9 protein-coding genes are annotated in these 9,854 nt (G+C 64.7%); 4 read left to right on the forward strand and 5 right to left on the reverse strand.

Features of this window, described 5'->3' with window-relative positions:
• Window positions 1–45: 45 nt before the first annotated feature.
• Window positions 46–1,776: an AMP-binding protein gene (locus AC1DS6_RS13020; protein ID WP_441625667.1), complete on the reverse strand. Its 1,731-nt coding sequence runs from the start codon at window positions 1,774–1,776 to the stop codon at window positions 46–48.
• Between the two features lie 208 nt (window positions 1,777–1,984).
• On the opposite strand from AC1DS6_RS13020, the gene AC1DS6_RS13025 reads away from it, so the two are divergent.
• Window positions 1,985–2,671: a TetR/AcrR family transcriptional regulator gene (locus tag AC1DS6_RS13025; RefSeq protein ID WP_441625665.1), complete on the forward strand. Its 687-nt coding sequence runs from the start codon at window positions 1,985–1,987 to the stop codon at window positions 2,669–2,671.
• 176 nt (window positions 2,672–2,847) lie between these two features.
• On the forward strand, window positions 2,848–4,530 hold the full coding sequence (locus AC1DS6_RS13030) for a long-chain fatty acid--CoA ligase (protein ID WP_035875636.1): 1,683 nt from the start codon (window positions 2,848–2,850) through the stop codon (window positions 4,528–4,530).
• Between the two features lie 69 nt (window positions 4,531–4,599).
• On the opposite strand, the gene AC1DS6_RS13035 is transcribed toward AC1DS6_RS13030, so the two are convergent.
• From AC1DS6_RS13035 to AC1DS6_RS13050, 4 genes are all read right to left on the reverse strand, one after another.
• The gene (locus tag AC1DS6_RS13035) at window positions 4,600–5,055 is read right to left on the reverse strand and encodes a hypothetical protein (protein WP_477102587.1); all 456 of its coding nucleotides are present in this window, start codon (window positions 5,053–5,055) and stop codon (window positions 4,600–4,602) included.
• Window positions 5,052–5,597 (reverse strand): MarR family winged helix-turn-helix transcriptional regulator, encoded by a 546-nt coding sequence (locus tag AC1DS6_RS13040; protein WP_441625659.1) that lies wholly within the window; start codon window positions 5,595–5,597, stop codon window positions 5,052–5,054. The genes AC1DS6_RS13035 and AC1DS6_RS13040 overlap by 4 nt, the downstream gene beginning before the upstream one ends.
• Before the next feature lie 68 nt (window positions 5,598–5,665).
• Complete coding sequence (locus AC1DS6_RS13045) at window positions 5,666–6,682, reverse strand: Bug family tripartite tricarboxylate transporter substrate binding protein (protein ID WP_441625657.1); 1,017 nt, start codon at window positions 6,680–6,682, stop codon at window positions 5,666–5,668.
• Between the two features lie 184 nt (window positions 6,683–6,866).
• A complete protein-coding gene (locus tag AC1DS6_RS13050; protein ID WP_441625655.1) occupies window positions 6,867–7,982 on the reverse strand; it encodes a porin in 1,116 nt (371 codons plus the stop codon).
• Window positions 7,983–8,320: 338 nt separating this feature from the next.
• Here AC1DS6_RS13050 and coq7 point away from each other — a divergent pair, with 338 nt between their 5' ends.
• Together coq7 and mraZ are read left to right on the forward strand one after the other, a co-directional pair.
• On the forward strand, window positions 8,321–8,944 hold the full coding sequence (gene coq7, locus AC1DS6_RS13055; protein WP_441625653.1) for a 2-polyprenyl-3-methyl-6-methoxy-1,4-benzoquinone monooxygenase: 624 nt from the start codon (window positions 8,321–8,323) through the stop codon (window positions 8,942–8,944).
• 475 nt (window positions 8,945–9,419) lie between these two features.
• Entirely contained in the window at window positions 9,420–9,848 is a 429-nt protein-coding gene (gene mraZ / locus AC1DS6_RS13060) for a division/cell wall cluster transcriptional repressor MraZ (RefSeq protein WP_035875627.1), read from the forward strand.
• Window positions 9,849–9,854 lie beyond the last annotated feature (6 nt).

Raw genomic sequence — 9,854 nt, forward strand, 5'->3', positions numbered from 1 at the left:
TGCGAAGGAGTTGGACAGCGCTGAATAAGGAAAGACCATGGCGGCTCAGCCAAGCTGCCCGGCCAGCGGCGCCAGGTCCTGCTTGCGCACCTTGCCCGTCGCGGTGAGCGGCAGGGCGTCGACGATATGCACCAGCGGCACCTTGTACACCGCCATATTGGCGCGGCACCACTGCACCAGCGCTGTGTTGTCGACGGTGCCGACGGCTTCGGGCTTGAGCATGACAAAGGCCACGGGCAACTGGCCACGGTCTTCATCGGCGCGCCCCACCACCGCGGAGCCGAGAATGGCCGGATGCTGGCCCAGCAGCGCCTCGATCTCGGCAGGAAAGACGCTCATGCCATTGACCTTGAGCATCTCCTTGCGCCGGCCCAGGTAATGGAGATAACCCTGCTCGTCGATGGAGCCGATGTCGCCGGTGTGGAACCAGCCGTTGCGCAGCGATTCGCGCGTGGCGTCGGGTTTGTTCCAATAGCCCTTGAGCAGGGTCGGCGTGCGCACGCACAGTTCGCCTTCGGCGCCCGGCGGCAGCAGTTCGCCGCTGTCGAAATCGCAGATCTTGAACTCGGTGCCGGGGACGGGCAGCCCGACAAAGATGGGCTGGGCCCGCAGGTCCAGGTCGTCGTCCTGCATGCCGCAGGTAAAGGTATTGCAGGTCTGCGTCTCGGTCATGCCCCAGGCGGTCTCGGCGATGACCGAGCCGGTCAGCGCCTGCCAGGCGCGGCGGTAGGGCAGGTTGAGCTTCTTGACGAAGGACGATACGCCGACATGGCGCAGCGAGCGCAACTGGTATTGCGCCGCGCGCGGATGCTCCATCACCTCGACCGCGTTGTCCACCAGCATCGAGGCATTGGTGACGCGGTAGCGCTGGACTGCCGCCATGAAGGTCTCGGGATCCCAGCGCGCCAGCAGCACCAGCGGGATGCCGAAGAAGGCGGGGAAGATCAGGCAGAGGTTTTCGCCGGCGATCCAGAACTCGGGGAAAAAGCCCAGCATGACGCTGTCGTGGGTGATGTCCAGTGAAACGGCGCCGAACGCGGCTGCCATGTCGACCATGTCGCCTTGCGTGTGGATGCAGCCCTTGGGCAGCCCGGTGGTGCCGCCGGTGTAGTTGAGCGCGGCCACCGCGTCGAGCGATGGCGCCGCCGTGGGCGCCGCGTGCGTGCACGCGGCCATGGCCGGCAGCAGGTCGATGGCGCGGTCGTCCGCTTCGCATTGGTAGCGTGGCGCCTGCACCATGGGCGGCAGCGCCAGCGTGGGCTCGGCGGGGACCATGTCGGCGAAACTGGTCACGAACAGCAGCGAGAGCGGATCCTGTGCGCCGAGCGCGGCGCGCGTTTCGCGCACCAGCGGCACCAGCTGGTCGAGTGCGATCAGGGCGCAAGGCGTGCTGTCGCTCAATGCGTGCTGCAACTCGGCGCGCTGCGATAGCGGGCTGACCGGCACGTAGACCGCGCCCAGCTTGAGGATGCCGAAGAAGACGATGTGGAACTGCGGGCAATTGGGCATCAGCACCGCCACCCGGTCGCCGGCGCCGATGCCGTGCGCCGCCAGCAGCGCGGCACAGCGGTCGCTTTGCGCATCGAGCTGGGCGTAGCTGGTTTCGTGGCCGTAGAAGATCACCGCCGGGCAGTCGGGGCGGGCGCGGCCCCAGTGCCGCAGCATCTCCGTGAGCGGCTGGCGCCCCAGCGGATAGTGCGGCGAGCGCGGGGTGCGCTCGGGCCACGCGCGCTGCCAGCGTGCGTGCAGGTCTGCCAGGTAGGCGGTCTCGTCCATTGGCGGTGTCTCCTTGCTGGTGGGCCGCCAAGCCGGTAGGCTGGCGAAATTTACTCTTTGGTATATTTATGTACCCTTGGGTATGATCCTATTGGCATCGCCACCATGCGTCAAGTCGGGATCCCAGGCCGTGGCGAGGTGGCGAGCGGAACATGTCCACGAGGACCGCCAGGCCTTCCCGGGCCCGGCGCCATGCGAGAATCGCGTCATGCCGACTGCACAGAAAACCGCTCCCGCCATCAAGTCCAGCGAGACCGAGCCGGAAATGACACCGGAGATCGCGCTGGATACTGCTCCCGCCCGCTCGCATATCACCGAGCGGCAGGAAGCCCGCCGCCGCCAGATTCTCGATACCGCCGCACAGCTCTTCTATACCAAGGGCTATCCCGGCATGACGATGAACGACCTGTGCCGCGCACTGGGCGTGACCAAGCCCGCGGTCTATTACTACTTCACGGACAAATACGAGATCTTCGACATCCTGTGCCGGGAGTCGGCCCAGACCTGCCTGCCGGTCATCCGCGAGACCGCGGATCCCGCGCTGCCGGTGCGCGAGCGGCTGCAGGCCTGTCTGCTGGAAATGGCGCGCCGCTGCATCGCCTGCTATGTGCCGGCCACGTTGAGCTTTCGCGATAACCAGTACCTGCGGCCGGAAACGGTGGCCTGGCTGGGCAATATGGCGCGCGCCTTTTACCGCGACCTCTATGCCCTGCTGGAGGAAGGCAAGCGTATCGGCGTATTCAGCTATGGCGACGCGCGCGTCGCCGCGCATGCAATCGGCAGCGTCGTTGGCTTCATGTACACCTGGCACGAGCCCGGACGCATGGAAGCGGAAGCGCTGGCGCGGGAACTGGCTACCAATATGATGAAGATGGTGCTGCCGGCGCACGCCTGACGGTTGCCGCGACGGAGCTAGGGGAATTCCCGAGTCCTCATTGAACTGTGCGCTAAACTTCACGTCAGAAGGTGTGCGGCATCCAGAGGACTTCATCTAACGTGTTGTCTTAAGCGGGACGCACGTTTAGCATCTGTCGAAAATCGAACGATCATTCAGAAATCAGGAGACGGCGCATGGAAAGACTGTGGCTGAAGCATTACCCGGCCGGCGTACCCGCCGAGATCGATAGCAGCCAGTTTCGCTCGCTGGCCGAGTTGCTTGAGGCATCCTTTCGCACCTACGCCGATCGCCGCGCCTTTGTCTGTATGGACAAGTCGATCACCTACGGCGAGCTCGACCGCCTCTCCCGGCAATTCGCCGCATGGCTGCAGTCGCGCGGGCTCAAGCCCGGCGCGCGCGTGGCCATCATGATGCCCAATGTGCTGCAGTATCCGGTGGTGCTGGCCGCCGTGCTGCGCGCCGGCTTCGTCGTGGTCAACGTCAATCCGCTCTACACCCCGCGCGAACTGGAGCACCAGCTCAAGGACAGCGGCGCCGAGGCCATCGTCATCCTGGAGAACTTCGCCACCACGCTGCAGCAAGTGCTGTCCGCCACGCCGGTCAAGCACGTGGTGGTGGCCAGCATGGGCGACCTGCTGGGCGGCCTCAAGGGGGCGATCGTCAATTTCGTGGTGCGCAACGTCAAGAAGATGGTGCCGGAGTGGGAGCTGCCGAACTGCGTGCGCTTCAATACCGTGCTGGAGGAGGGCCGCGGCATGCAGCTGCAGCCTGCCAATACAGGGCCAGATGACATCGCCTTCCTGCAGTACACGGGCGGCACTACCGGCGTGTCGAAGGGCGCGGTACTGCTGCACCGGAATATCGTCTCCAACGTGCTGCAGTCCGAAGCCTGGATGCAGCCCGCGCTGGCCAAGGGCGCGCCGATCGACCAGGTGATCACCATCACCGCGCTGCCGCTGTATCACATCTTCGCGCTGACGGTCTGCTGCCTGCTGGGCATGCGCAGCGGCGGCCTGAGCGTGCTGATCCCCAATCCGCGCGACATCCCCGGCTTTATCAAGGAACTGCAGAAGTACAAGTTCAATATGTTCCCGGCGGTCAACACCCTGTACAACGCGCTCATCAACAACCCGGAGATCGACAAGGTCGACTTCTCCGGCCTGCGCGTGGCCAACGGCGGGGGCATGGCCGTGCAGGAAGCGGTGGCGAAGAAATGGCTGGCCAGGACCGGCTGTCCGATCATCGAGGGCTATGGCCTGTCGGAAACCTCGCCGTCGGCCACCTGCAACCCCACGGATACCGACGCGTTTTCCGGCACCATCGGCCTGCCGATTCCCTCGACCGACATCGCCATCCGCGACGACGATGGCCGCGACGTGCCGCTTGGCCAGCCCGGCGAGATCTGCATTCGCGGCCCGCAGGTGATGGCCGGCTACTGGAACCGCCCGGACGAGACCGCCAAGGTCATGACGCCCGACGGCTTCTTCAAGACCGGCGATATCGGGGTGATGGACGAGCGCGGCTATACCAAGATCGTCGATCGCAAGAAAGACATGATCCTGGTGTCCGGGTTCAACGTGTATCCGAACGAAATCGAAGGCGTGGTTGCGGAATGCCCCGGCGTGCTCGAGGTGGCGGCAGTGGGGGTACCCGACGAGCATTCGGGCGAGGTGGTCAAGCTGTTCGTGGTCAAGAAGGACCCCGGGCTGACCGAGGCCGAGCTGATTGCCTTCTGCAAGGAACGCCTGACCGGTTACAAGCGGCCCAAGTACGTGGAGTTCCGCGGCGAGTTGCCCAAGACCAACGTCGGCAAGATCCTGCGCCGCGAATTGCGCGATACCCGCAAGGCTGCCTGAGCGAGGCCGCCAGCGACGGAAAAACGGCCTCCCGCGCGGAGGCCGTTTTTCATTTGGCGCGGGGATTCGTCAGCATTCGCGCGAAGGCGCAAGCCGCGGCTCGAGAGCGCCATCGGGATAGACCATCCGTACGCAGGCACCCGGCTCCAGGCCAGGCGCCGCCGGACCATTGACGGTGGTGCGGCTGCCATCGAGGGCCACCACCGTGTATTGGTACAGGTCCATCTGCGGCTGCGGCGGCGGGTTGAGCAACCGGTTCAGGTCGATGGAAAAACCAACGCTGCCGCCGCTCCAGCCGCCGCCGCCCCAGGCCGCGCCACCAACGCCTACCGCGGAATTCACCGCGCCGGCATCCGGTATATCGATCCGGCCCGCCAGCGTCTTCGCGCTGATGCGCCCAAGCTTGATGGTGGCATTGAGTGGCGTGATCTGCGGCCCCGGCGGCGCGCTCTGGCAAGCGGCTGCCAACAGCAGTGGCAGCAGCAAGGCGGCAAGCGCGGGCAGTCCCGGCCGGCGAGTGTTCATGCGCTCACCAGGCCAGCCTTGAGCTTGCCCAGCAGGCGGAACAGCGCGCGCCGGTCGGCTTGCGGCAGGCCGCTGAACAACTGCTCGATCCATGCCTCGTGCGCGCGCGCCATTCCGGAGAACGCCGTGCGCCCGGCAGGGGTGAGCCGGATCAGGTAGGCGCGGCGATCGCTTGGCAGCGCCTCGCGCGAAACCAGGCCTTCCTGCTGGAGCTGGTCGGTGATGCCGGTGACGTTGCCGCCGGTGACCATCATGCGGCGCGACAGCTCGCCCATCTTCAGGCCTTCGGGATGGCGGTCGAGCTGGGACATCAGATCGAAGCGCGGCAAGGTACAGGCGAAATCCTGGCGCAGGCGCGATCGGATGTCGGACTCGACCAGGTTGGTGCAGGTCAGCAGCCGCAGCCACAGGCGCAGGGCATCATGGGTGGTGTCTTCGGCGCGGGTTTCGAGATCGACCGGCGCCTCTTCGGCGCCGGCCTTCTCAGGGATTCCGGAGGTCCCGGAGTTCCCGGCAGCTTCGGCGGCAGGTGTGATGGGCATCGCGGCACGCAGGTTGTTTGATGCCTCAAGTATATGCGCTCGCGTGCGGCCACGGGCCGCAAGGGGCCTCAATCCACCTTGGCGCCCGAATCCTTGACGACCTTGGCCCACTTGGCGTGTTCGGCGCGAATAAAGGCCGCGAACTGCTCCGGCGTATTGCCGACCGGCTCCGCGCCCTGGGCCTGCATCTTCTCCCGCACCGCTGGCGTGGCTAGCGAGCGGGCGACTTCCTGCTGGATGCGCGCGACGATGTCGTGCGGTGTACCTGCGGGTGCCAGCAGGCCGAACCAGGAACTGGCCTCGAAGCCGGGCAGGTGACCGGCTTCGGCCACCGTCGGCACGCCGGGCAGCGCCGGAGAGGGTTTGGCGCTGGTGACCGCCAGCGCCTTGAGCTTGCCGGACTTGATCAGCGCCATCGACGAAGGCAGGTTGTCGAACATCAGCTGCATGGTGCCCCCGGCCAGGTCGGTCAGTGCCGGGCCGCTGCCTTTGTAGGGGAAGTGCACCATGAAGGTACGGGTCTGGGTCTTGAACAACTCGCCGGCGAGATGGATCGAGGTGCCGTTGCCGCTCGATGCCATATTGAGCTTGCCGGGATTGGCGCGCGCGTAGGTAATCAGGTCGTTGACGCTGTTGATGCGGTTCTGCTGGGCGAAGGCCGGATTGACCACCAGCACATTCGGCACCGAAGCCACCTCGGTGATGGGTGCGAAGTCCTTGATCGGGTCGAATGGCAGCTTGCCATAGAGCGACTGGTTGATGCCATGCGTGCCGACCGTGCCCATCAGCAGCGTGTAGCCATCCGGCGCTGCCTTGGCCACCATGTCGGCGCCGATGTTGCCCCCCGCGCCCGGCCGGTTGTCGACCACCACATTCCATCCCTGCAGCTTCGACAGTTCGGCGGCCACCGCGCGGGCGAGGATGTCGGTGGTGCCGCCGGCGGGGAACGGAACCACCAGTCGGATCGGCTTGTTGGGGTAAGGGTCGGCGGCCAGCGCGGGGGCTTGCCAGGCTAAGGCGCCAAGGCATGCGCCGGCGATAGTGGCCAGCAGCATCTGGGCCGCGCGGCGGCGGGTGCGGTGCATGGGCTGTCTCCTTGTTGGTTTTGCGGCCGCACGGCACGATTTGAATGCGGCCGAAGAGGTTGCTGCATTGTAGTGTCGGCATAACAAAGTGCCGATGGGGTGATGCCCTAGGATGGAGCGCGAGGCGCGGCCGGAAAGCAAAAAAGGCACCCGAAGGTGCCTTTGCAAAAGAACGCGGATGCGCTCAGAACTTGTGGCGGATACCCACGGCCGCGCCGATCATGGTGTTCTTGCCGGTGCCGAGGAAGTAGCCATTGGCGAAGCTGATCGCCGAGGTGTCGAAGTTCAGGCCTGCATTCTTCGAGAATGCGGTGGTCAGGTAGACGTCGGTGCGCTTGGACAGGTTGTAGTCGGCGATGAACCCGATCTGCCAAGGGTTCGTGACGTTCACATTGTTCAGCTTGATAACGTCGTCGTAGGTGTACTGCAGCGTCAGGCCCAACGCCGGCAGGACCTGATAGTTAGCGCCAATCCAGTAGTAGTTGTCACGCAGCAGGGCCGTGCCGTTCTGTGCCTTGGACTGACCCCAACGATAGCCGCCCATAATCTTGGCCGCGCCGAAGGCATAGCTGCCTGCTACCGCGGCCTTTTTGAAGGTGCCGGTGTCGCCGGCCGCGCTCAGGGTCGGGTTGTACTGGTCGTAGGCGACGGTCACGCCGAACGGACCGGCAGCGTATGCTGCACCGGCGCCGTAGCCCGTATCACGGCGGAACTGTCCCGGGACTTCGCCGTTGCCGGCCACGCCGTTGCCGAACGACCAGTGGGCGATGGCGGTTACCGGGCCGAATACGCCGGTGTACTTGGCGGTATTGTCCGAGCGGAAGTTCAGGCCGAGCTGGGCCACCACCGGTTCATACTGGGTGGCATAGCCGCTGGGCGAGAAGTTGGCGAGCAGGTCGAACAGCGTGGTGTACTGGCGACCGAAGGTGAAGCGGCCAGCCTGGGCGCTTTCCAGGCCGACGTACGCTTGACGACCGAACATGCGGCCGCCCTGCTGAAGCGATCCATTGTCAAGGCCGAAACCACTTTCGAGCACGAACAGGGCTTTCATGCCGCTGCCCAGGTCTTCCACGCCACGCAGACCCCAACGCGAACCGGACAGGCCGCCGGACGACATGCGGTACAGGTTGTTGCCCTGGCCGGCATTAAAGCCGTTGGCAATCGTCGGCGTTTGCGAGCCCATGTGACTGACGTATTCGAGGTTCATATCCGCCACGCCGTACAGCGTCACGCTGGACTGTGCCTGTGCGGCACTCGCAAATGCACCCAGCGCAGCCAGCGCGAGAAGCGATTTTTTCATGCTCGATGATCTCCATGTAAGAATTATTGGTGGTCAGCGGAGAAACCTCCTGAGTCTCCATGCACCGCTTACCCAACTTCGTCAGAAGCTGCCAAGTACTGTAACAAACCGCCCCCTTTTCACAATCGGGGCGACTGCCCTTGTCAGCTTTTCACAACTCAGGGTTTTGGAGTATCGGATGCGGCAGGCACTGGCCTAGCGGGGGGGGGGCTGCAGGGCGGGGCGCGATGCGCTCACGGTACAATGCGGGAAATCCCGAGGCGATTTCACAAGCGTTGTGTCCGCCTCGGCGGGAGCGGGCGGCGCGCCTGTCCCGAGCAACCACCAGCGATGCATTCATGGATAACTTGATTCGCGAATTCGATGTGGCCTTGCGCGCGATCGCAGGCGTCACCCGTGCCAGCCGCGCCAATCCGGCGGAAACGCTCGCGCCCGATACGGACAGCCTCGACCAGTCGCAACGCCGCCATGTGGCCGGGCTCATGCGGGTCAACCACGTGGGCGAGGTTTGCGCGCAGGCTCTTTACCAGGCGCAGAAGCTGACCGCGCGGACCGCGCAGGTGCGCGCGCAGATGGACGAGGCCGCGCGCGAGGAAGAAGACCACCTCGGCTGGTGCGCCGAGCGTCTGCGCGAGCTTGGCTCGCGTCCGAGCCTGCTCAACCCGCTCTGGTATGCCGGCGCGTTTGCCATCGGCTGGGCTGCGGGGCGGACAGGTGACCGGGTCAGCCTGGGTTTCGTGTCCGAGACCGAGTATCAGGTCGAGCAGCACCTTAACGGCCATCTTGAACAGATTCCCGTTGCCGACGCCCGCTCGCGCGCGATCCTGGAACAGATGCGCGACGATGAGGTCCGCCACGGCGCCGCCGCCCGCGAGGCGGGTGGCATGCCGCTGCCCGCGCCGGTGCGGGCGATGATGCGAGCTGCCTCCCGGGTCATGACCACCGCCGCGTACCGGATCTGACGGCGCTACGGTACGGCGCAGGATGAATCCCCGCGGCATTCGCCGCTCGCCACGCGCAGTTGCCTGGCGCAGCGCGGCAACTGGCACCCTCCGTACGCAGGGTAGACGCCAAAACGTTGTATCCTTCCATCGGTCCCGTGTGGCTGAATTTCGTGCCGCAGGCAGTTCCTCCCCTTGCTGTTCTCAGGTGGTTTCTCTGCTTTCCTCCATAAGATCTTCATTTCATTAGGGATTCACTTTTTCGGTGCGTGAAGTGTGCGCGCTAAGTCATTGTTCTAATTCAAAAAACCCGGTTTGTTGCCTTGCTGCGAGCCTTGACCCGCCAAATCGCTTCCTCTAAAGTGGGAAATAGTGTGAGGAAGTGTATTTTTGTGTGAAAAGGTAGTCTGGCTGTGGGATCATCGCCCAACGTCGGATTCCGAAGGATTCACGCGCCAACCGGCAGTAAAGATGCCGGCGCGGATCGGGGGCTAGCTTGTTTCAGGGAGCATCGGCGCTGTCACTGGATGCCAAGGGCCGGATGTCGATTCCGGCGCGGCACCGTGAAGCGCTGCAACAGCAGGCCGAAGGCCGGGTGACGCTGACCAAGCACCCGGACGGCTGCCTGCTGCTGTTTCCCCGCCCTGAATGGGAAAATTTCCGTAGTCGCATTGCGGCCTTGCCGATGGACGCGCATTGGTGGAAGCGCATCTTCCTGGGCAATGCCGCTGACGTCGACATGGACGGCGCGGGTCGGGTGCTGATTGCCCCCGAGCTGCGCAATGCCGCCATGCTCGACAAGGAAGTCATGCTGCTTGGAATGGGCAGCCATTTCGAAGTCTGGGACGCCGCAACCTACGCCGCCAAGGAACAGCAGGCGATGGCACAGGGCATGCCGGATGCATTGAAGAACTTCTCTTTCTGACGAGGT

It is taken from the genome of Cupriavidus sp. 05L310 (assembly GCF_056398185.1).

What these genes read in the sequence shown, in the direction of transcription:
- coq7 (WP_441625653.1), top strand. Translation starts at nt 8,321, where the DNA reads ATGGATAACTTGATTCGCGAATTCGATGTGGCCTTGCGCGCGATCGCA.
- AC1DS6_RS13030 (WP_035875636.1), top strand. Translation starts at nt 2,848, where the DNA reads ATGGAAAGACTGTGGCTGAAGCATTACCCGGCCGGCGTACCCGCCGAG.
- AC1DS6_RS13035 (WP_477102587.1), bottom strand. Translation starts at nt 5,055, where the DNA reads ATGAACACTCGCCGGCCGGGACTGCCCGCGCTTGCCGCCTTGCTGCTG.
- AC1DS6_RS13025 (WP_441625665.1), top strand. Translation starts at nt 1,985, where the DNA reads ATGCCGACTGCACAGAAAACCGCTCCCGCCATCAAGTCCAGCGAGACC.
- AC1DS6_RS13050 (WP_441625655.1), bottom strand. Translation starts at nt 7,982, where the DNA reads ATGAAAAAATCGCTTCTCGCGCTGGCTGCGCTGGGTGCATTTGCGAGT.
- AC1DS6_RS13040 (WP_441625659.1), bottom strand. Translation starts at nt 5,597, where the DNA reads ATGCCCATCACACCTGCCGCCGAAGCTGCCGGGAACTCCGGGACCTCC.
- AC1DS6_RS13045 (WP_441625657.1), bottom strand. Translation starts at nt 6,682, where the DNA reads ATGCACCGCACCCGCCGCCGCGCGGCCCAGATGCTGCTGGCCACTATC.
- AC1DS6_RS13020 (WP_441625667.1), bottom strand. Translation starts at nt 1,776, where the DNA reads ATGGACGAGACCGCCTACCTGGCAGACCTGCACGCACGCTGGCAGCGC.